The organism is Exiguobacterium sp. N4-1P (genome assembly GCF_002214325.1).
In genome coordinates this window covers 539433-560975 of record NZ_CP022236.1, presented here as the reverse complement: position 1 = coordinate 560975, position 21543 = coordinate 539433, and the positions used below count along the sequence as shown (strand labels likewise).

The window sequence follows — 21543 nt, the reverse complement described above, 5'->3', positions numbered from 1 at the left end:
CGACTGGGCTCTCACCGTCCCCAGCTCGCTAATACGGTTTTTCAAGGTGTTACTCTTCCTTTCAACGTCGTTGTTACAATTGAATTGAGATTATCGTACACTATGCCGTCACACTTTGAAAAGCTTTTTTTTTCAAAAAAATAAAATTGTCTGATTAGTCTGATTAAGTTTATCAAGCAAAAGCGTTCCCGCAGAAGCGAGAACGCGCTTTCAAAAATCATTTGATGGAACCACTCGTAATTCCTTGAATGATTTGCTTTTGCATCGCGAAGAAGAAGAGCAGTAACGGGATGATACCAAGCACGAGTCCGGCAAGCGCCAAGTCCCATTGTTTCGTGTATTGACCGAAGAAATAGAAAGTCGCCAGTGGAATCGTCCGTAAATCAACATCACGTAACATCAGCGATGGTAACAAAAAGTCATTCCAAATCCAAAGCGTATTCAAGATGACGATTGTGACCGTGATGGGCTTAAGGAGCGGGAAAACGATCCGCCAAAAGACACCCCACTGTGAGCAGCCATCGATAATGGCCGCTTCTTCGATTTCTTCCGGAATGGATTTCATGAACCCATGATACAAGAAAATCGATAATCCTGATCCAAACCCGAGATACATCAAGATTAAGCCCCAGTAACTATTTTGCAAACCGAGCTGACCCGATAACTTCGATAACGGAATCATGATCGATTGGAACGGAATGATCATCGCTGCGACGAACAAAAAGAAAATAATCGTCGACAAGCGTGTTTTCGTCCGAACGAGTTTCCATGCCGCCATCGAACAGAAAATAACGATGATTGCATTGGCACCGACCGTGATGATGACGGAATTCAAGAACACTCTTCCGAAGTTCATCGCTTCCCAGGCATCCACGTAGTTTGAAGCCATCCACTCTTTTGGAAGACCGGATGTATTCGTAAAGATGTCTCCTCTCGACTTAAACGAATTCGAAAGTACGTAGTAAAAGGGGATCATATAGAGGAGTCCCATGATGAGCGCCGCAATTTCGACCATTCCAAGTCGAATCGAATAGCGTCCCTTTTTTTTCGGTTTTTGTTTTGGCGTTTGTTTTTCTGGCGTCGGTAAAGGTTGGGCTGTACTCATGCTTCCACCTCCCGCTTTTTCGTTAAGTAGACCTGTGTGACTGTAATCGCCGCAACGACCACAAAGAAGATGACAGCCTTCGCTGAACCAAGTCCTAAATTATTATTTGTAAAGGATTCTTTGTAGATGTTCAAAGCGAGCATCTCTGTCGACTTGAACGGACCACCGTTCGTTAACGATAAGTTCGTATCGAACAGTTTGAATGACCAGGAAATCGTTAAGAATAAGCAAATCGTCACCGACGGCATGATCAATGGAATCGTAATATTACGCAGTGTCGATAAGCGATTCGCTCCATCAATTTTTGCCGCTTCAACCAATTCTTGCGGTACATTTTGTAACGCAGCGATATAGATGACCATGATGTACCCGCCACCTTGCCAAATCGAGACGATGACGATTCCCCAAAAACCTGTTCGGGCATCTCCGAGCCATGGTAATTCAAAAAGACTCCAACCCGTTAACTCGCCAATCGAAGAAAAACCTTTTACATAAATAAACTGCCAGATGAACCCAAGAATCAATCCACCAATCAAGTTCGGCATAAAGAAAATCGTTCGTAAAAAATTACGAGTCCGAATGTTTTGTGTTAATAAAAATGCCAGGATGAATCCAACTAGATTGGTCAAGACAACAGCAACAATTGTATAGCGCGTCGTTAACCAAAATGACTGTTGGAACTGTTCATCACTCGTAAACAATCGAACATAATTGTCAAAACCAATCCAATTCAGTTCACCTGTAATCCCGTTCCAATCCGTGAATGAATACATAACGCCATTAAAAAATGGAACAAGAACAATGACCGCGAAAACCAAAAAAACCGGTCCTACGAACATCCAGAAATCCAGTCCGCGTTTTAGTTTTTTCTTATTGCCTGATGCCATTTATCATCCCTCCTCTACCTTACATTACGAAATTCGACAAAAAATGAAAACGTAACGATTTGACTCTTTGGGTGGAAAATATTGAACGATTATTTGGCGTGTCTGTTTTAGATACGCTACTATAAGGAAATAGAGAGAAATCTATAATTGGAGAGGGAGAAGCTGCCATGGAAAAAACCATTCGTTCTGACTTAGAAATTGCACAACAGACGATTTTAAAACCAATCTCTGAGATTGCTGATCAAATTGGACTTACGGAGGCTGATTACGACAGCTACGGAAAGTACAAGGCAAAGTTAAGTGATGGATTAGCAACTCGCCTCGCAACTAAAACGGATGGGAAGCTCATTTTAGTCACAGCCATCAACCCGACGGCTGCCGGTGAGGGAAAATCAACTGTGACCGTCGGTTTAGGTCAAGCACTCCATCGTCAAAATCATAAAACGATGATTTGTTTACGCGAACCCTCCCTTGGACCAACTATGGGATTAAAGGGTGGCGCTTGTGGCGGTGGGTATAGTCAAGTGTTACCGATGGAAGAAATCAATCTTCATTTCACTGGAGACATGCATGCGATTACTTCGGCTCATAATACGATTAGTGCTTTACTCGATAACCACATGCATCAAGGAAACGAGCTTCACATCGATCCACGTCGCATCACCTGGAAACGCGTTCTCGACTTAAATGACCGCGCCCTCCGAAACATTACGATTGGTCTAGGGGGACCCGCACACAGCATTCCACGACAAGACGGTTTCGATATTACAGTCGCTTCCGAAATCATGGCCGTCTTATGCTTAGCCGACTCCTTAAAAGATTTAGAAGAACGGATCAGCCGGATCGTCGTCGCTTATTCTTATGATCAGCAAGCAATCACGGTCAAAGACATTGAAGCGTCGGGTGCTGCGACATTACTGCTAAAAGAAGCGTTCCGTCCGAACCTTGTCCAGACCGTCGAAGGAACACCCGCTTTAATTCACGGCGGGCCATTTGCAAATATCGCCCACGGCTGTAACTCACTCATCGCAACACGGACTGCACTTAAGTTAAGTGATTATGTCGTGACAGAGGCTGGATTCGGCGCTGACCTAGGGGCTGAAAAATTCTTCAACATCAAATCAAGAATTGGTAATCTCCATCCAGATGCTGTTGTCATTGTCGCGACGATCCGAGCACTTAAGATGCATGGTGGCGTCGCAAAAGATCAACTCGTCGAAGAAAACCTAGCCGCCTTAACAGAAGGACTGGCGTTGCTCGAAAAACATGTCGAGACGATGGATGTATTCGGTGTTCCCGCTGTTGTCGCACTCAATCGATTTTTCACTGATACAGAAACAGAACGGCAAACCGTCTTAACATGGTGTCGCGAACGAAACATTCGCGTCGCAGAGAGCGAAGTCTTCAGCCAAGGTGGTGCTGGTGGCGAAGCACTCGTCAGTCAAGTCATGGAGGCACTCGAGGAAGAGAGTCAATTCAAACCGTTGTATCCAGCAGAGTTACCCCTCAAGCAAAAAATCGAACGAATCGCAACGCGTGTCTATGGTGCTGCTGACGTACATTTTGAAGACAAAGCATTGCGCGAACTTGAACGTTGTGCAGAACGCGGGCTGAATGACCTGCCGATTTGTATGGCGAAAACACCGTTTTCTTTAACGGATGATCCATCAAAATATGGTCGGGTCGAAGGATTTACCATCACCGTTCGTGAAATCAAGCCGGCCATCGGTGCCGGATTCATTATTGCTCTAACCGGGAATGTATTAACGATGCCGGGTCTTCCTAAAAAACCGGTTGCTAATCAGATGGGGATTTCTGAAGACGGAACAATCTTTGGTCTTTCGTAATCAAGAGAGGATGAGACATGTGACAATTAATCATACACACTGGATTGCTTCTGATGGCTATACAACAAATATGCGGATCCTAGAAGCACAAGCACCAAAGGGAGTCGTCATCGTTTTCCATGGCATGATGGAACACGGGGCACGCTATGACGAATTCGCAGAATTTCTCAATGCTCACCACTTCCATACTTTCATTCCCGATCTTCGCTGTTTTGGTGAACGTGCGCAACAGCAAGATGCCCTCGGTCATCTAGAGCCGAACCAAGGGTTTGAACAACTCATTCAGGACGCAGAGGAACTCGTACAAGATATTAAACAACAGTATCCTGAATTACCGGTTTTCGCATTCGGACATAGTTTTGGTTCCCTCATCTCACGCCGCCTTGGTCAAACGCTTGGGCATGTGCTAGCAGGCGTCATCGCTAGTGGTCCACCTACTGATGCTGGAGTTTCAGGAACAGTCAGTAAACAACTCGTCAAACGGTTGATTGCTAATACTTCCGCCAAACAACCAGCTGAAGGGATGGGGCGTGCTGTATTCGGTCGATACAACTTACGTTTTTTCCCCGCCCTTTCGTCGAATGCCTGGTTATCCTCGGACCCACAATCCGTCTTGCGGTATGATGAAGATCCACTTTCAGGGCAGACCGTAACACTCGGATTTTTCCATGAGCTCTTGACGGCAACCAAATCCGTCAATGCGCTAGCAAATCTTTATCAGCACCCACGGCATCTCCCCCTTCTACTCGTCGCCGGAGAAGATGATCCGGTCGCCTTTGACGGAAAAGGAATTCACGCATTGTTTGATGCCTACAATCGCGTTCGCGTTGAAGATACTCAACTGACCGTCTATCGCGGTTTACGTCATGAACTCTTCCATGAGTTCGAACGCATTCGTGTGTTCGCAGACATTGCCGGTTGGTTGAATAATCATATCAATGCTCCATATCCTGCTTCTATTCGAAAACAGGGCTCTTAATCGAAACAAAAAGAGCTGACGTTAACGTCAGCTCCGGCTGTAAATAAACTTTTAGGACGAGTGAAGAGCATGTTGGCGTGTCACCCCTGAAAAGTGCGTAAAACACTTGTTTACTGTATTTCAAAGAAAAAGGGCTTTTCGCTACGGGAACCAAGTGTGCATCCAGTCATCATGAACGAGATGAAGCAAAAAAACGCCGATGACTCCGTATGAAAAACGGAATCATCGGCGTTTCTTATGCTAAGGACGAAACGGTCCATCACAAAGAATTGTGAAGGGAATCGTTTTGAATTAGCACCTTTTTCAATTCAAGAAATCCATTTTAAAGATGTCATGATCGTTTCGATTTCTTCTAACTCGAGCGATTCGCGATCCGCTGAGTACGTTAATAATACAAGGCGTTCTCCATCTGAATACGCAAAGATGCGAAGGAAAATTCCTTCCTCTTTTCCATCTACTGCGAGCAACGCTTCTTTTGTTGAATTACGACGCGTTTCAAGTGGACTCGTCAATTCGATATCAAATTCTTCAACCAACAAGTTGATTTCTTGTTCGGCTGCTTCGAATGGCGTCAATTCCTCCGATTCCGATTCATAAATCGAAAGTTGTAAGGTTCCCATCGCATTTTCTTCTGTCGAATAAAAACTGACAAAAGTCTCTTCTTCTTGATATTCAAATGCTTGTGGATATTCAAGTGTAATCCAATTATCGACCGTGTATTGTTTCATATTAATTCCTCCATTCGATTTATCTCGTCAAATTGTATCCCGGTCACGGTTAATCGTTCTAAATACCGTGCTAGCTGACTGGAGACGAAAATTCGATCTGTCAGTTCGTCTCGTAATAGATGATGGACACCGAGCGAATCTTGAACGAGTCGCTCTGTCATGAAGTAGACATACTTTTTTCCGATCGGTCGGAAAATGTTCGTCTTATGTAGATGTTCCACCCGTCTGACCGCTAGTATATTGATGAGATAGTAGTTGCTCCATCCCGATCTCGTTTGAAGTTGAACCCGAAGACATTGAACAGAAAACGGTGTAAACTGTTCAAGCGCCTGTTTCATCCGTTCAGAGACCAGCGGGATGTTCAACACGTTCGGAAGCACGTCCGGTAACATATCCGCATCCTGTTCAATCGAAAAGGCAAGTAAGCTTGCGTTAAGGAACCACTCTCCTGTCGTGAAGCGATGACGATCGATTTGATGATGGCATTGTGCCCTCCATCCTTTTCCCATCGGCTGTTCGCTCCAAACTTGAACTTTGTCCACTACTCATACGCTCCTCTATCCATCTTCAGCCATTCACAATCGTTACAGGAAGCTCATGTAAACGATTTAGCTATTATTATTGTACACATAAAATCAACCGAAATAGCTTTTTTTCATAAAAGTTATGGAAATAACTGCTTTGCTATGCTACTATATTTCATGTAGCACTCATGCGGGTGTAGTTTAGTGGTAAAACCTCAGCCTTCCAAGCTGATGATGAGGGTTCGATTCCCTTCACCCGCTCCAATTTTAAGACATAACATAGGTCAACGACCATAATCCCTCTAGAGGGCAGGCGGCTTGCGCGATGCAAGCCGTCTTTTTTGTTGTCTTCTAGGGTAATTCCTCATCGTTTCAGGGTATAGTTCGATATAAAAGGAGGGATTTCATGATCCAGATGAAGATGCCGGGCGTGACCGTCTATCAAAGTACATTGATGAAAACAACTTCAACCTTGATTGAAACGCCGGATTGCTTGATTGTCGTCGACCCCGGCTGGTTGCCGGATGAAATTGCGACGATTCGCCGAGATGTTGAAATCATCCGCCATGAACGTCCGCTCTATATCGTTTACACCCATGCTCACTTTGATCATATTTTAGGAGCTTATGCTTTTAAAGACGCCATCGCGATTGCATCGCGTCGGTTCATCGAAACTGACACACAAGTCGCTTTAGAAGAAGTTCAAAATTTTAATGATGAATACTATATCGATTCTCCTGTCCTCTTTCCGGAGATCACGCATATCATTGAAGAATCGGAAACAACACTCACCATCGGATCGACTAAACTTATTTTCTTTTTGACGCCGGGGCATGAAGAAACACACCTATCCTTCGTCGTCATGCCAATGAATTTACTCATTTGTGGGGATTATGCGTCAGATGTTGAAATCCCCTTGATTGAACATGACTCGACGGAATATTTAACGACGCTCGAACTACTTGAATCGTTCATTTATGAATACGAGGTGAAATTGCTCGTACCAGGTCATGGACATATCTGTGATGTGCGGACGGATATGATTGAACGTCTACATCATAGTTATGATTATATTCTCGGCCTCCGTGCCGGAAAAGAGTCGGAATGGTCTGCATCTTGGCAACGAACTCCCTTCATGCATCGCCTCCATGAAAAAAATAAACGACAGGTCAATAAAGAGCATGAAGCCCGTCTCGCACGACGGCAGTTCGATTAATTCCCTTCGTCTCTTTCACCGGAAAAGGGGGACTGACTCATGCGTCAGTCCGATATCGATTTTCACAACGGACGTTTCCGTCCTACATCAACCAAATGGCCGATACTCCCTTTTCTCATGGGATCATCGGCCATTTCAATGCATATTCTTTTCAATCATGGCGTCCGCTTATTTAGGACACGGAGCTCATCTCTTGTAGAAAGGATAAGGAAACACTCGCTTCACGCAACTTCTACAGGAAAAGGGCAAGAGGGCACCTCCCCTGAGAAAAGCGCATGAAAGAATGATTCCTTTTTGATTTTATTTTTCAAGCAACAAACCAACGTCTGTCACTTACTTGCCCAGCAGCTCAATCATCAGTGCTTTTTGAGCATGAAGACGGTTTTCTGCTTGATCGAACACAACGGAGTGCGTCCCATCGATGACATCAGCCGTCACCTCTTCCCCACGGTGTGCCGGCAAACAATGTAAGAAGATGACTTCATCTGCTGCCTCGCGAAGCAAAGATAGATTCACTTGATAGCCTGCAAAGGCATTCAGGCGCTCAATCGACTCTGACTCCTGCCCCATGCTCGTAAACACATCACTGTAAATGACTTCTGCACCTTTTACAGCTGCTACGGGATCCGTAAAGAGCTGGATTGTTCCACCTGTCGCCTTCGCGATTTCTATCGCCTGTGCAACGATTTTTTCGTTCGGCGCATACGCATCCGGACTACAAATACGTACTTCCATCCCACTCAGTGCTCCACCGAGCAATAAGGAGTGTGCCATATTGTTTCCGTCACCGATATACGTCAAAATCTTGCCTTGACGAGAACCTAAGTGTTCTTCAATCGTCAGCAAATCTGCAAGTACTTGGCACGGATGATGTAAATCCGTCAGGCCGTTAATGATAGGAATCGTTCCATGCGTAGCAAGCGTTTCGACCGTCTCATGGGCAAACGTCCGAATCATCAATGCATCTACGTAACGACTCATGACTTTGATCGTATCGCTTAACGGTTCTCCGCGTCCGATTTGCATGTCAGCACCACTTAGGACGACCGGGTATCCGCCTAGTTCGACGACACCGACTTCAAATGATATCCGCGTCCGTGTCGATGCTTTTTCGAATAAGAGCGCAACCTTTTTTCCCGCCAGTGCCGTTTGATAGTCGCTTGGGGATTGTTTGACTGCTTTTGCAAGCTCAAGTAGCTCTGTTAAACTTTCAGCCGTCAATTCTTCCAGCGTCAACATATGTTGTAACTTGTGCTTCGTCTTCATCCTTTCATCCACTCCTTTTGCTTGATCATCCATTCGCTTAACGGTTTGACTGGAATCGATGCACAATCACGAACCGCTTCGTAATATTCGGCTAGATGTTGCTCAGTAATGACATGAACGCCTTTTGCAAGGGCTTGTTCCCGGAGTCCTTTTTCTTCAGGAATGAAAGAAAAAAAGGCAACACACTCGTCAAACACAGGGAAATCTCCGAGCGGCGTCGCTTGTCCCCACGCTTCTGTCCCGTGACCAGCAATCGTATGCGCAGGTTTGGTCATGTGACGTTTCGTTGTTTCATCGAATAAGAAACGCTCCTTTGCATGACCATTTTCTGTCCACTGTAACGTTTCTCCGGTCGAACGCATGATCGGACCCGTTTTTGGATCGACATGCGTCAGTTTCAACGTCGAGAAGACCGGTGTCTTGACCGCATGGAAAGAGAGTTCCATCCGCTCTGACGGCAATTCGATTTTTTGACCGATTGCTGCCTTTACAGCCCATTCAAGTAACGGTTGTCCCGTTACCTTCGCGACGATCGGTAATGTCCGTGACGCGCGAGGATTAATTTCTAGAACATAGATCTGTTGTCCCGTGACGACGAATTGAATATTGAACGCTCCACGGTATGAGAGATGCTGACCGATTTTTTTAGAGATCCGCTCGATTTCATTTTGTAGCTGAGCTGAGGCTGACTTTGGCGGAAGAACCATCGTCGAGTCACCTGAATGAACGCCTGCCGCCTCAATTTGTTCCATAATGATTGGAACGTAACTCGTCGTCCCATCTGAAATACAATCGACTTCAAACTCTTGACCAGCGATGTAAGCATCGAGGAGCACGGGGAATGTCAGCGATGGTAAAAGCGCTTCTAACATCGCGTCGTCGTTTAAAATATGCATCCCTTTCCCGCCAATCACATACGATGGACGAACGATTAAAGGATAACCAAGTGCCATCACAGTTTTCTTCAATGCATCAACTGTCATGACTTCTTCTCCCGGAATATGCTTAATGTCTAATTGATCGAGAAAATCGTAAAACCGGTGGCGGTCTTCCATCGCATCAATCGTGTCTGAGGTCGTGCCTAATAACTGATACCCACGTGCTTCGAGATCGGCTGCTAAGCTGATTGCCGTCTGTCCCCCGAACTGAACAAGGACATCTTGGCATTGTTCTGCTTCTAAGACATGAACGACATCCTCAATCGTCAACGGCTCAACGTAGAGGCGATCTGCCACTTCGAAATCCGTCGAAACGGTTTCCGGATTGTTGTTAATCATGATGGTTTCGTACCCGGCACGTTGTAAAGCGCGGACCGCATGGACGGAGCAGTAATCGAATTCAATGCCTTGTCCGATTCGAATCGGACCCGCTCCGATGACTGCGACCTTTTGTTGATTCGATGGTTGTACTTCAGTTCGCCCAGACCAACTTCCGTAGTAATAAGGAGTCGTACTGACGAATTCTGCTGCGCACGTGTCAATCATTTGGAAGGCGGGAGTAATGTCATGCGCTATCCGCAGTTCGTGGACATCTTCCGCTGCCACACCTGTGATGTCGGCAATCTGCTGATCGGTAAAACCGTGCCGTTTCGCTTGTTGAATGGAAACAGGTTTCGTCAGGTCGAGCGAGTCGCGTATCGTCAGCAACCGAGCAAACAGTTCTAAAAAGAGCGGTTGGATACTTGTCTGTGCCGCTAGTTCGTCCTGCGTCGTCGCCTGACGATCGAGCAAGGCGAGCATCGCCAACAACCGTAAATCGGTTGGAGTCGTGATTTCTTTCCACAACTGCTCCCTCGTCGCCTCACGCATCCACGATGGATAGAGTGGTGCCTGTTCGACCCCTGCACCACGCCATGCTTTTTGCAGTGCTTCTTCTAACGTTTTCCCCATTGCCATACTTTCACCGGTCGCCTTCATCTGTGTTCCGAGCGCACGTTCAGACCCTGAAAATAAATCAAATGGGAAACATGGTACTTTCGCCGTAATATAATCGAGTGCCGGCTCAAAACTCGCCATCGTCTCTTTTGTCACAGGGTTGATGCAGTCATCCAAGCGTTCACCGAGCGCAAGACGTGTCGCTAGTTTTGCAATCGGATACCCTGTTGCCTTCGAGGCCAAGGCGGAAGAACGACTGACACGCGGGTTGACTTCGATGACGAAATACCGGTGCTCTGTCGGATGAATCGCGAATTGGATATTGCAACCACCGATCACACCGAGTGCGGAAACGATGCGACGTGCCTCGGTCCGAAGAAGTTGATTCATTCGATCAGAAATCGATTGGATTGGAGCAAAGACAACCGAGTCGCCCGTGTGGACACCGACTGGGTCGATGTTTTCCATGTTACAAACGATAATCGTCGTATCGTATGCATCACGCATCACTTCATATTCCACTTCCTTGTAACCTGCGATACTGACTTCGACCAAACACTGGGAAATCGGACTTGCTTGCAGACCGTTCATCGCAAGCGTACGTGCTTCTTCCTTCGTCGTCGCGATTCCACCACCGGTTCCCCCTAATGTGAATGCAGGACGGATGACAAGGGGTACACCGTGGTCCTCCATGAAATTCTCCAGTTCCTCAATCGTTTCAATCGTTTGACTATCCGGGAGTGGTTGATGTAATTCAATCATCCGTTGTTTGAAACGTTCACGATCCTCTCCGTCCCGAATCGTTTCGAGCGATGTTCCGAGCAGCGAAACACCATATTGCTCGAGGATGCCCGCTTCATCCAGCGTGAGCGACAGGTTCAAAGCTGTCTGTCCTCCAACGGTCGCAAGTAAATGCGTCGGGCGTTCTCGTTCGATGATTTCTGTCGCCTTTTCGAGTGTCATCGCTTCGATATATACTTGATCCGCCGTCGACGGATCCGTCATGATCGTAGCCGGATTCGAATTCATGAGAATGACCTCGCAGCCCGCTTCCCGAAGTGTTTGACATGCTTGCGTTCCGGAGTAATCAAATTCCGCCGCCTGACCAATGACGATTGGTCCCGATCCAATGACCATGACTTTTTTGTTATCCAACATGGGCTACCTCCTGTGATAAAACCGAGGCGACGAATTGATCAAACACGACCATTGCTTCTGTCGGTCCCGGATTTGCTTCTGGGTGAAACTGCACTGTCATGATTGGTTGCGATGGATGAATCAATCCTTCAATCGAACCATCGTTAATATGTTCGTATGCCGTAACTAGCTCTGACGCCGCAACACTCTCTGCCTCAACGACGTACCCATGATTCTGCGAGGTCATGAAAACACGACCGGAAGCAAGGTGACGGACGGGGTGGTTTGCCCCCCGGTGCCCGTGATGTTGTTTCGTGATTTGGCAGCCGAAGGCTTTCGCGATGATTTGATGCCCCATACAAATGCCGAGCGTCGGATAATCCATCGCGAGCTGTTTAATTTCTAAGAGAAATGGTTCAAGTTGATCCGGATTTCCAGGACCATTCGAGAACAACAGCCCGTCCGGTTGCAATCTTTTGATGGCGGACGCTTCTGTATCGAATGGAACAACTGTCACGCGCATACCCCGTGCCAGTAAAGCTTCAATCATCGATTTTTTGACGCCATAATCCAGACAAACGATATGTCCATCAGCATTCTCGAGTTCATATGTTTTCATCGTTTTGACGGAGACGGATGCGATTCCTGTCTGATGGCGTTTCTCGTATAGAGCGTCTGCCTCAATACTTCCCATTTGATCGCCAGATGATCGAAGTTGATGGACAAGCGCCCGTGTATCGACTCCTGTCAGAACAGGTATATCCGCTTCTGCTAACCAGTCGGCAAAATCCGTTCGTGCTCCGTTTTGTGCGAGCGTTTGAACAATGACACCCGCGACTTGAATCTGATTACTTTCTGCTTCATCATGGGCGATTCCGTATTGCCCAATTAGCGGATACGTGAAAACAAGGATTTGTCCACGGTAAGAGGGGTCCGTCAATACTTCTTGATAACCGGTCATACCGGTGAAAAAGACGACTTCTCCTTTAGCGGATGATGTACCGACCAGCTCTCCTGAATACGTTGTCCCATTTGCAAGCGTTAATGTACCTATCCCGTTCATACCATGACCTCCTGTTGGCAGACTTGTTTTATTTTTTCTAGCGCAAGATCTAGTTCCTGTCGTGTCACAAATAGAGACGGTAATAAACGAACTACGTGTGGTCCGGCACTGACGACGAGCATCCCTACTTGTTGAAGCGCTTGGACAATTCCAGCGACCGGTCGTTCGAATTCAATTCCAATCATCAAACCACGTCCTCGAACACTATGCAGACTTGTTTCAGGCAACTCTGCTGCGAGTCTTCTCATCAAGTAATTTCCTTTCTCCTGCACCTCGTGTAAAAGCTCGTCTGTTAAGAGAAGGTCGAGTGTCGCTTCCGCTGCTGTCATTGCTAGCGGGTTCCCGCCAAATGTTGAGCCGTGTGTCCCCGGTGTAAATATGGTTGCCGCTTCCGCAGTCGTGATGATCGCTCCAACCGGAAAACCGCTTCCGAGCCCTTTCGCGACTGTAATGATATCTGGTTTTAGTGGCGTCTGTTCAAAAGCGAAACGTGATCCAGTTCGCCCAATCCCCGTTTGGACCTCATCGACGACGATTTTGACGCCATACGCTTTTGTCCGTTTCATTAACGCCTCCAACCAAGCATCGTCCGCGACGATGACACCACCTTCACCTTGGATGATTTCAAGCCAAACGGCGCCCGTTTTTTCCGTGATGGCATCTAAACTACTTAAGTCGTTGAACACGAGGTGTTTAAAGTCCGCTACCATTTCACCGAACCCTTCTTTGACTTTTTCTTGACCTGTTGCTCCCATCATCGCGAATGTCCGCCCGTGGAACGATTGGCTGAATGACAAGATTTCTGTTTTTTGCGTCCATTTGCGAATTAATTTAAACGCACCTTCATTCGCTTCTGTTCCGCTGTTACAGAAGAAAGCATGACTCAAGTGACTGTTCTCCGTCAGTAGCGTCGCGACACGTTCCTGTTTACTGCTTTCAAATAAATTTGACGTATGCCAAAGCTGACCAAGTTGTTCTTTGAGGCGTTGCTCTACGTAAGGATGCCGATGTCCCGTGTTGCAAACGGCAATCCCCATCATAAAATCAAGATACGTGATGCCTTGCGTATCTTTGACGAACGATCCCGTCCCTTCGACTAATTCGATATTATGACGTTGATAAGTTGGTAGTAATGCGCTCATCTGTTTCCTCCTTGACGCGAGTCCCCTGACTCGTCACGTATTTCCCGGACCGAATCCGAACGTCTGGAATCCCTTGTTTTGATGCTTCAATCACCGCTTCTACTTTCGGAATCATGCCACCATGAATCTCATTTGTCTTTATGCCGCCTTCCAACATTTCTCGCGTGACGACTGCTTGATAAGCACCATCTAACCGGACTCCTTCGACATCCGTCAATAGCTCAAACGCATCGACATCGAGTGCGTTTGCGACGGCAATCGCACATGTATCGCCATTGCTATTAAGCGCACCGGACGGACCGGTAATCAGCGACGTCACGACCGGAATATAGCCTGCGCCGAGTAGCGTTTCAAATAAGGTTTTATCTACGAAGCGAATATCACCAACTGCCCCTAACCCTTGTCGTTGCTCTCCGCCAATGCTTGCACCGTCAATCCCCGTCAATCCGACTGCAGGTAGGTCTGATCGATTGAGCTGATAAACGATTTTTGACTGAACCTCGCCCCCGAGGACACGTTCTGCCCCGAGTAAGACCTCCTCGGTCGTCACACGGACGCCTTCCCGGAAGACGGATTCGATTTCTAAGGTTTCACAATAAGCTGATAAAGCGGGGCCGCCACCATGCAAGATGATTAATTCGTGACCAGCATCGCACCAGTCTTTCCATTCTTTAAAATAACGGGAATCGAGTTGTTCAAAAATACTCCCACCGAGTTTGATCAGTTTTCGTTGTTTCATGTCCGGTAACTCGCATTGATTTTGATATAGTCGTACGTCAAATCACATCCGAAGGCACGTCCGACGGCCGACCCACTATTTAAATCGATTTCAATCGCTACCGTATCCGCCGCAAGTTCATTTGAAGCAAGTGTCTCATCGAACAAAATCGGCATACTCTGTCGTAAGACCCACTGTGAACCAATCCGAATATCAATTTTCGAGACATCAATCGGTTCATCGATGCTTCCGATTGCTGCTACAATTCGTCCCCAGTTCGCGTCTTCTCCGAAAATCGCGGTTTTAACGAGCGAAGAACCAACGATTTGTTTGGCGATTTTTCGTGCCAATCGTTCTTCGTCCGTTCCTTGAACCGTTACTTCAATCAACTTCGTTGCGCCCTCTCCGTCTCGTGCAATGAGCTTCGCAAGTTCTTGACAGACATGCGTGACCGCCTGCTCAAACTGCTCCGCTTCTTGCGTATCAAGCATGATTGTCGGCGTTTTTGCCGCACCACTCGCTAACATCATGACCATGTCATTGGTTGAACTATCACCATCGACCGTAATGCAATTGAACGTCCGGTCGATTGAGCGTTTTAATATCGTTTGCAGGACGTTTGGTTCGACGGTCGCATCGGTCGTTAAAAATCCGAGCATCGTCGCCATGTTTGGATGAATCATTCCTGACCCCTTCGCAACACCGCAAATCGAAACTTCACTTCCATTCATCAAAAATTGATACCCGGCCGTTTTGATACCTGTGTCAGTCGTTAAAATCGCATGGGCAAAAGCATCCGCTTCTTCTTCCGCCTCACTCGCCACCAGTTGATCGACTCCAGCTACTAACGTGTCGATCGCCAACGTTTGACCAATGATTCCGGTCGATGCGATTGCGACTTGTTCCGGTTTAATCTGTAAGTGATCCGCGATTGCGTGTTGCGACGTATAGGCATGGGTCAAACCTAATTCACCGGTGCAGGCGTTAGCATTCCCGCTATTGACTAAAATGGCATGAATACGCCCCTCTGAGGCTTCCATCGCTTGTTTTGTCACTATAATCGGTGCTGCTTGCATTTGATTTGTCGTATAGACAGCCGCCGCACTCGCTCCTCCTTCACATACCAACAAGCCTAAATCTTTCCGTTTTCGTTTGAGTCCAACATGTATACCTGTCGCCTTAAAGCCTTTTGGTGTCGTCAGCGTCAACGGTGACACGGTTTGTAAGTTCAACACGTTCGTTCCTCCTTTAAATGAATAATGGTTGCTGGGTCAAACCGAGTGCTTCCTCATATCCGCACATCAAGTTCGCATTTTGAATCGCTTGCCCGACTGCACCCTTTTGCATGTTATCAATGACTGAAACGACTGTCAGATGTCCTGTTCTCGCGTCAGCGTATATCGTCAAATCACAGTAGTTACTGCCGACGACCGATTTAATTTCCGGATCATTTCCGTTAATTCGGACGAAGGGTTCGTTCTCGTAAAATGCATGGAGCCACTCACGCCATTGCGTTTCCGATTTATTGATGCGTGGAGTCAATGTCATCGTCGCCATGATTCCGCGATTGATTGGAATTAAATGTGTCGCGAACGAAACGATGGCGTCTTGCCCCGTCACGGTTTGAATGACCGATTCGATTTCGGGGATGTGCTGATGGCGATTCATCTTATACAGACGCATGTTTTCATTCGATCGCACATGATGTGTCTGTTCGCTAAAGGATTTCCCGGCTCCCGATAACCCTGAACTGGCATGAATGATAATCGGCACCGGCTCGATGACCTGTTCTTTTAAAAATGGTAGGAGACCCAGGAGTACGGCTGTCGCATAACACCCTGGATTGGCAATCAAACGACTCGTTTTTATCGCTTCACGGTTCCATTCTGATAGTCCGTATGTTGCTGTTGCTTGAATCATTGGCTCGACCGCTGGTTTTTCGTACCAATGTTCATATGATATTTGGTCGAGACGTAAATCGCCGCTCAAATCGATGACTTTCCCTTTCCAATCTCTCAGCTGCTCTAAGTACTGTTTTGAAATTCCGCTTGGAGTCGCCAAAAAAATGAGTTCCGTTCCAACCTCCTCTAAATGGGAAAGTGAGAACTCCTGTAAGAGGGAATAGTTTTTTTTATTCATGAATGTGTATATTTCCGTAATCGATTCAGTTGCCTTCGAATCACTCACGAGAGAGACGATTTCTAAATGGGGATGTTGCTCAATCATTCGTATCAATTCGACTGCTGTATATCCCGTCGCACCTATGATTGTACATTTCATGTCGGATACTCCTTCGTTAATAATGATAAACTGATTTAAACATATGTATATTTATACTGTCAAATGTATTTTTATTAATTTATAAACAAAAAAAGACTTTGACCGATGACACCTTTCAGTAAGATGTAACTGGTCAAAGTCTTTTTAGTTCATGTTTCTCATCTTTTTTCAGCACGTTGTGCGACGAGATGATCGATTCCAAAAACGCTTGCCCCCATCAAAGCAATAACAACAACAAAAATCGCTGTAAACATATGTATCCTCCTCTTGTTCACAAAATCGACATCATTACTTTCTTATTGTGCAAGATTTTTTATAAAAAAGAAAGCGTTTACGACAAAAAATCGTCACATTTTTTTTGTATTCCTGGTTATATTTCTAAATAAAACTCAGGATGTAGACAAACTCTTATGAAAAGCAAAAATTCTACACGGAAATGCTGTCCGTTCACGCTTCCTTGCCTCACCTCGTCTTCAAAGCTGCCGGGGATCGCGGAAAGTTGCTTTCGCAATTTAAAGCGATTCAAGACCGAGCGCGCTCTAAAACGGCTGTACGGTTTGCCTTTCCCTGTGCTACGGCCTAAAAAGCGTCGCTTTTCCGTTGATTCCTACGGGAAAAAGTACGTTTTTAACACGACCTGCCAGATGTAGACAAGACCCTGCTTGTTGTCCGTAGGGTCAGCCTTGCCCTCGCCTGAGGAAAGCAACGAAAAAGGGAAAAGCTTTTTTCACCCCATGTTACTTTGTCTACATGCTGTAAAACTTTCTTAGTTGACGCAGTCAGGAATCTTCGATAAGATTGCATTTGTTCATTACTTTCACACATAAAAGCAAACAAGCATAAACGTAACAAAGATATAAGGAGGTGGAAGCATGCGCATGTCCTTTCGTGAATCCGCAGCTATCCTAGGAATTAGTATCATTATCTTATTGTCCGCATTATTCGGTGCACAGGCCGAACCACATCTCGCTATACTCGCCAGTCTTATTTTTGTTGTAGGGTATGCCGTGTATCGCCGCTTCCCTTTCAGTCAACTTGAAGAACATATGATTAACGGTATTCGAGAAGCGATTAAACCGATTTTAATCATGTTACTCGTCGGCATGACAATCGCCGTCTGGATGATGAGTGGTGCCGTTCCAACCTTGCTCCATTATGGCTTGTCGACATTATCTGCGACCTGGTTCGCGCCAACCGCTTTAATCATCGCGATGATCGTTTCGACCTTTACAGGCAGTTCATTTACTACAATTGGTACGGTCGGTGTCGCCTTGATGGGAATCGCCGTCGTCCTTGGTGTCAATCCCACCCTTGCTGCAGGTGCAATCATCAGCGGTGCTTGTTTTGGAGATAAAATGTCTCCTTTATCGGATACGACGAATTTCGCACCAGGTATCGTCAACGTCTCTGTTTTTGATCATATTCGTTTTATGATGGGAACAACGATTCCTGCTATCGCGATCACATTTGTTCTCTTCCTTATTTTTGGACGAGGTGAAGGATCAATTGATTCAGAAGCGATTGGAGCAACACAACAAGCACTCGACAGCCTTTTCCGCTTATCTCCTTGGACATTGCTTTCTCCGCTTCTCGTGATGGTACTCGCTATTCGGAAGATGCCAGTCATTCCAACATTGATTGCAGGCGTTTTAAGCGGATTATTACTCACAGGTCTCGTTCAAGGAAATTGGAACATCGCGCAATGGATGTCTGTCATCCAAAATGGTCTCAAGCTCGAAACAACGAATGAAACGGTTGCGAGCATCATTAGTAAAGGTGGCATCCAATCAATGATGTGGTCCGTCTCCCTCGTCATGCTCGCGTTAGCGTTCGGCGGTGTTTTACGTGGTATCGGAGTCATCGATGTCATTATCGAAAAAACCGTTTCGAAACTGCAACGTGACGGGAGTATCATCTCGTCTGCTGCACTTGCTGCAATCGGCGTTAACTTCATGGCAGGTGAACAATACTTGTCTATTTTATTACCGGGACAAGCCTTCAAGAAAATTTTTGAAGAACGGTCAATTGACCCACGGTTTTTATCCCGTGCGCTTGAAGATGGCGGCACACTTGTTAATCCTTTGATTCCTTGGGGTGTATCCGGGGCATTCTTTGCCTCGACACTCGGTGTGCCTGTCACATCGTATGTGCCATTTGCCTTTTTCTTAATTTTATCTCCCCTCTTCACTTTCATCTTCGCCTTTACACGACCGACAAAAAAACAAGTCACGAAAAGTGTCGCGTGACGTAAATCTATTATCAGTAAGGCATACCATTCATAAGTCGAATGGTATGCCTCTTTTTTCTCACTTCTATATGTGAAAGAGGGATATTCAAGCGATTCTCGACTAATTTAGATAAATAAGTGTAAAGATAAAACGAAGTGGGAATATACCAAACATAAGATTAAAATTACAGAGAACTAGAGAGAGATACTGCAACCCTTTTAAAATGGTTGCCTTCGATGTAATTGTAGGAGGAGTCCAATATGATCAAACGTGGTACGCTTGAACGGCTTGATGGTAAATATGCTGTTCTTCTCTGGGAGAACGGTTCAAGTTTTATCCCTCGCCGCTATTTACCGACTGAGGCACGATTAGGTGACACAATACTTTTTGATGGTACAACGTATTCAATTGATGCATCGAGTACATCCCAATCGTCCTTTCAGACGTTTTCCTTTCGGCAAATGGGTTGATGATAATTAAAAAGCCATTTAGACAATGAATTGACTACTTGAGCGTCCTTGCCCACGTCAGTCTTTCCATCTTCTAAATGGCTTTTTCGCGTTTAATCATTCCTTACGTACAAGGATTGATGCCTACATTCGGGACACTTCGCTTGGTGCAAATCGTCAATCGAAATTCGATGTAGTACTGTCTCATCTCGTTCACAGCGATGAATCGGTTCGATGATAGCTGAAGGAATGAAGAGTGCACACCAAAAGCGTGTTGAAATCGTATCGCAACAGGGACACTGAAACAAATCGTATTGATGCGGGACCCACCCGCCTTCAATTGCATCGATATGTGCATGATAGTTCTTAATTAACATCGCCCGGTTTTGATCATCGATGTGCGCTCGGCTAATGAGTGGTTCCTGATAAGGCGGCACGAATAAAAAAGGCAATGCTGTTCTGTACTGTTCTAGTCCATAGGTTAGCATCGAAGGGAATTCCCCCCATTCCTCCCGCTGACCGATTTCAGCGACGATGTGATAAGAACAGTCGCGGCAGTGAATCTCCATTCCCTCATCCTCCCTTTTTCCCTACCATCTCTTTTAGCATACTTGATGTAACAGGACCAATGTGTTTTGCGACGATGACTCCATCCGTATCAATGACGTAAGTCGCCGGCATCGCGACTAATCGATAAGCATTTTCTGATTGGCCCTGCGTATCATAGAGCACCCCGTAATCAACAGGAGTCTCTTTCAGAAAATCGGCTACATCTGAAACCTTTCGTTCGGATGTCGTCACGTTGATGCCATAGACGGGCACGTCCACCGCTTTAGAAAAAGCGTTCAGTTCAGGTATTTCTTGTTTACATGGTGGACACCAGGTCGCCCAAAAATTGATTACGATCAATCGATTCGTCAAATCAGATAGTTCCACCATTTTTCCATCCTGTTCCAACTTGAGATTTGGTGCCTTCATTCCAATCTCTAATCCGCCTTGCGCTTGTTGCGTCGCTTGAGTAAATTCTTTAATCTGTTGTGCTTTATAGGCGTCATAGCTTTTATATGCAATCCCACTAATCGCTAACCCGACAATCACGTATAGTAAATATTTTTTCAACTGCTGTCCACTCCCTCTTTCTATTAGTGTAGCAGAATCAGCCTCTGAATCTATGAAAAACGAGCATACCCTTCCATTTTCCCCGGAAGTGATATGCTCGTTTATATACATCCTTTTTTACTGTCAGTTATAGCGAGGAAGTTGTTGTTTAACCCGACGATTGTCTTTAATGCTTTCAAACGATTCGTCTCCACCAAGCGCTTCATTTAGTGACGTTTTTCCTTGTTTCACCTCTAAACGTCGATTGAAAAGTGCCCGATTATCGACCGATGCCGCCAAAATCGACGCGACATCAATTTCAGAAATCGTTGCATCTTTTACATCTTTTAAATCCTCATCGGCTTCGATTAGTCCAAGACCTTCTCCGTCAACGATGTTGACCGGACAAATGATTGTATACGTCAAACCACTATGCTCAATTTGCTCTTCTGCCGCATTTTTTGCGGCATAGAATGGATAGACTTCTTTTTTAAATTGATTTGGTCGATCAGCGCCATAGGCACTGAGGAGGACAAAATGACGGACACGTGCCTTTTTCGCAGCATCAATCGTTTTTAAAGCAACCGTTCGATCGAGCAACTCAATTTCAGTCGCTTCACCATCGACACCCGCGGTCGCTGCACAAATCACAGCATTTTGACCTGCCACCCCGAGATCAATGACCTTTTCAAGCTCAGTTTCAATGTCGACGTAATGTGCTTTGACACCGAGTTTTTCGAAGCGATCGACGAGATGCTTATGTCGAACGATGACAGTGACTTGATGACCTTTCGCAAGCGACTTGACGACGCGAGCTCCGATTGTACCTGATGCACCTACAACTAATACATTCATATGCTAGGTCCCTCCTCAATAAGCTAGTCACCTCTATTGAACTACTCATACTTATGCAGATAAGAGCTTCCTTCATCGCTTACTCCTGTTAAAAATATCAAAAAGCAATCAAGAATTCTCATCATCCCGACGATTAGGTGTTCGGAT

At 45.9% G+C, this 21543-nt stretch carries 19 protein-coding genes, 1 tRNA gene and 1 other annotated feature (1 of these 21 cut by a window edge); of the genes, 6 read left to right on the top strand and 14 right to left on the bottom strand.

The window, feature by feature from the left end:
- Nucleotides 1-74 (bottom strand) — a binding site (T-box leader); it reaches 184 nt to the left of the window's first position.
- 143 nt (nt 75-217) lie between these two features.
- A complete protein-coding gene (locus tag A0126_RS02880) occupies nt 218-1105 on the bottom strand; it encodes a carbohydrate ABC transporter permease (RefSeq protein WP_088836378.1) in 888 nt (295 codons plus the stop codon).
- Nucleotides 1102-1992: a carbohydrate ABC transporter permease gene (locus A0126_RS02875; RefSeq protein ID WP_088836377.1), complete on the bottom strand. Its 891-nt coding sequence runs from the start codon at nt 1990-1992 to the stop codon at nt 1102-1104. Before A0126_RS02875 ends, A0126_RS02880 begins: the two co-directional genes overlap by 4 nt.
- A 167-nt stretch (nt 1993-2159) precedes the next feature.
- Between A0126_RS02875 and A0126_RS02870 the strand changes: the two genes are divergently transcribed.
- Both A0126_RS02870 and A0126_RS02865 read left to right on the top strand, forming a co-directional pair.
- Entirely contained in the window at nt 2160-3839 is a 1680-nt protein-coding gene (locus A0126_RS02870) for a formate--tetrahydrofolate ligase (RefSeq protein WP_088836376.1), read from the top strand.
- A gap of 10 nt (nt 3840-3849) precedes the next feature.
- Nucleotides 3850-4818 (top strand): alpha/beta fold hydrolase, encoded by a 969-nt coding sequence (locus A0126_RS02865; RefSeq protein WP_088836375.1) that lies wholly within the window; start codon nt 3850-3852, stop codon nt 4816-4818.
- 308 nt (nt 4819-5126) lie between these two features.
- Here the strand turns inward: A0126_RS02865 and A0126_RS02860 are convergent, their stop codons facing one another.
- Together A0126_RS02860 and A0126_RS02855 are read right to left on the bottom strand one after the other, a co-directional pair.
- On the bottom strand, nt 5127-5546 hold the full coding sequence (locus A0126_RS02860) for a hypothetical protein (RefSeq protein WP_088836374.1): 420 nt from the start codon (nt 5544-5546) through the stop codon (nt 5127-5129).
- The gene (locus A0126_RS02855; protein ID WP_239456821.1) at nt 5543-6088 is read right to left on the bottom strand and encodes an imm11 family protein; all 546 of its coding nucleotides are present in this window, start codon (nt 6086-6088) and stop codon (nt 5543-5545) included. Before A0126_RS02855 ends, A0126_RS02860 begins: the two co-directional genes overlap by 4 nt.
- A gap of 172 nt (nt 6089-6260) precedes the next feature.
- Between A0126_RS02855 and A0126_RS02850 the strand changes: the two genes are divergently transcribed.
- Nucleotides 6261-6334: transfer RNA gene (locus A0126_RS02850), tRNA-Gly, on the top strand.
- A 142-nt stretch (nt 6335-6476) separates the two neighbouring features.
- The gene (locus tag A0126_RS02845; protein WP_029332702.1) at nt 6477-7286 is read left to right on the top strand and encodes an MBL fold metallo-hydrolase; all 810 of its coding nucleotides are present in this window, start codon (nt 6477-6479) and stop codon (nt 7284-7286) included.
- Between the two features lie 333 nt (nt 7287-7619).
- Here the strand turns inward: A0126_RS02845 and argF are convergent, their stop codons facing one another.
- The 7 genes from argF to argC are packed head-to-tail and all read right to left on the bottom strand — an operon-like array spanning nt 7620 to nt 16766.
- Nucleotides 7620-8552, bottom strand: coding sequence for an ornithine carbamoyltransferase (gene argF, locus A0126_RS02840; protein WP_088836373.1), 933 nt, complete (start codon nt 8550-8552; stop codon nt 7620-7622).
- Nucleotides 8549-11584 carry a carbamoyl-phosphate synthase (glutamine-hydrolyzing) large subunit gene (gene carB / locus A0126_RS02835; protein ID WP_088836372.1) on the bottom strand — a complete coding sequence of 1012 codons (3036 nt, stop codon included), beginning with the start codon at nt 11582-11584 and terminating at the stop codon, nt 8549-8551. Before carB ends, argF begins: the two co-directional genes overlap by 4 nt.
- Nucleotides 11574-12626, bottom strand: coding sequence for a carbamoyl phosphate synthase small subunit (locus tag A0126_RS02830; RefSeq protein WP_088836371.1), 1053 nt, complete (start codon nt 12624-12626; stop codon nt 11574-11576). Before A0126_RS02830 ends, carB begins: the two co-directional genes overlap by 11 nt.
- Complete coding sequence (locus A0126_RS02825) at nt 12623-13768, bottom strand: acetylornithine transaminase (RefSeq protein WP_088836370.1); 1146 nt, start codon at nt 13766-13768, stop codon at nt 12623-12625. Before A0126_RS02825 ends, A0126_RS02830 begins: the two co-directional genes overlap by 4 nt.
- Nucleotides 13734-14507: an acetylglutamate kinase gene (argB, locus tag A0126_RS02820; protein ID WP_088836369.1), complete on the bottom strand. Its 774-nt coding sequence runs from the start codon at nt 14505-14507 to the stop codon at nt 13734-13736. Before argB ends, A0126_RS02825 begins: the two co-directional genes overlap by 35 nt.
- Nucleotides 14504-15721, bottom strand: coding sequence for a bifunctional glutamate N-acetyltransferase/amino-acid acetyltransferase ArgJ (gene argJ, locus A0126_RS02815; RefSeq protein ID WP_088836368.1), 1218 nt, complete (start codon nt 15719-15721; stop codon nt 14504-14506). Before argJ ends, argB begins: the two co-directional genes overlap by 4 nt.
- Nucleotides 15722-15734: 13 nt before the next feature.
- Complete coding sequence (argC, locus tag A0126_RS02810) at nt 15735-16766, bottom strand: N-acetyl-gamma-glutamyl-phosphate reductase (RefSeq protein ID WP_088836367.1); 1032 nt, start codon at nt 16764-16766, stop codon at nt 15735-15737.
- Nucleotides 16767-17638: 872 nt separating this feature from the next.
- On the opposite strand from argC, the gene nhaC reads away from it, so the two are divergent.
- A complete protein-coding gene (nhaC, locus tag A0126_RS02805) occupies nt 17639-19012 on the top strand; it encodes a Na+/H+ antiporter NhaC (RefSeq protein WP_088836366.1) in 1374 nt (457 codons plus the stop codon).
- 242 nt (nt 19013-19254) lie between these two features.
- A complete protein-coding gene (locus tag A0126_RS02800) occupies nt 19255-19464 on the top strand; it encodes a DUF3006 domain-containing protein (RefSeq protein WP_029332693.1) in 210 nt (69 codons plus the stop codon).
- Between the two features lie 92 nt (nt 19465-19556).
- On the opposite strand, the gene A0126_RS02795 is transcribed toward A0126_RS02800, so the two are convergent.
- The 3 genes from A0126_RS02795 to A0126_RS02785 form a co-directional block, all read right to left on the bottom strand.
- Nucleotides 19557-20012 (bottom strand): hypothetical protein, encoded by a 456-nt coding sequence (locus tag A0126_RS02795; RefSeq protein ID WP_088836365.1) that lies wholly within the window; start codon nt 20010-20012, stop codon nt 19557-19559.
- A 4-nt stretch (nt 20013-20016) separates the two neighbouring features.
- A complete protein-coding gene (locus tag A0126_RS02790; RefSeq protein ID WP_088836364.1) occupies nt 20017-20562 on the bottom strand; it encodes a TlpA family protein disulfide reductase in 546 nt (181 codons plus the stop codon).
- 123 nt (nt 20563-20685) lie between these two features.
- Nucleotides 20686-21396 (bottom strand): NAD(P)H-binding protein, encoded by a 711-nt coding sequence (locus A0126_RS02785; RefSeq protein ID WP_029332690.1) that lies wholly within the window; start codon nt 21394-21396, stop codon nt 20686-20688.
- Nucleotides 21397-21543 lie beyond the last annotated feature (147 nt).

Excerpts from the sequence above, each read along its gene's own strand:
- A0126_RS02865 (WP_088836375.1), top strand. The coding sequence starts at position 3,850 with ATGAGACATGTGACAATTAATCATACACACTGGATTGCTTCTGATGGC.
- A0126_RS02795 (WP_088836365.1), bottom strand. The coding sequence starts at position 20,012 with ATGGAGATTCACTGCCGCGACTGTTCTTATCACATCGTCGCTGAAATC.
- A0126_RS02870 (WP_088836376.1), top strand. The coding sequence starts at position 2,160 with ATGGAAAAAACCATTCGTTCTGACTTAGAAATTGCACAACAGACGATT.
- A0126_RS02785 (WP_029332690.1), bottom strand. The coding sequence starts at position 21,396 with ATGAATGTATTAGTTGTAGGTGCATCAGGTACAATCGGAGCTCGCGTC.
- A0126_RS02875 (WP_088836377.1), bottom strand. The coding sequence starts at position 1,992 with ATGGCATCAGGCAATAAGAAAAAACTAAAACGCGGACTGGATTTCTGG.
- argB (WP_088836369.1), bottom strand. The coding sequence starts at position 14,507 with ATGAAACAACGAAAACTGATCAAACTCGGTGGGAGTATTTTTGAACAA.
- argC (WP_088836367.1), bottom strand. The coding sequence starts at position 16,766 with ATGAAATGTACAATCATAGGTGCGACGGGATATACAGCAGTCGAATTG.
- nhaC (WP_088836366.1), top strand. The coding sequence starts at position 17,639 with ATGCGCATGTCCTTTCGTGAATCCGCAGCTATCCTAGGAATTAGTATC.
- A0126_RS02830 (WP_088836371.1), bottom strand. The coding sequence starts at position 12,626 with ATGAACGGGATAGGTACATTAACGCTTGCAAATGGGACAACGTATTCA.
- argF (WP_088836373.1), bottom strand. The coding sequence starts at position 8,552 with ATGAAGACGAAGCACAAGTTACAACATATGTTGACGCTGGAAGAATTG.
- A0126_RS02845 (WP_029332702.1), top strand. The coding sequence starts at position 6,477 with ATGATCCAGATGAAGATGCCGGGCGTGACCGTCTATCAAAGTACATTG.
- A0126_RS02880 (WP_088836378.1), bottom strand. The coding sequence starts at position 1,105 with ATGAGTACAGCCCAACCTTTACCGACGCCAGAAAAACAAACGCCAAAA.
- carB (WP_088836372.1), bottom strand. The coding sequence starts at position 11,584 with ATGTTGGATAACAAAAAAGTCATGGTCATTGGATCGGGACCAATCGTC.
- A0126_RS02800 (WP_029332693.1), top strand. The coding sequence starts at position 19,255 with ATGATCAAACGTGGTACGCTTGAACGGCTTGATGGTAAATATGCTGTT.
- A0126_RS02860 (WP_088836374.1), bottom strand. The coding sequence starts at position 5,546 with ATGAAACAATACACGGTCGATAATTGGATTACACTTGAATATCCACAA.
- A0126_RS02825 (WP_088836370.1), bottom strand. The coding sequence starts at position 13,768 with ATGAGCGCATTACTACCAACTTATCAACGTCATAATATCGAATTAGTC.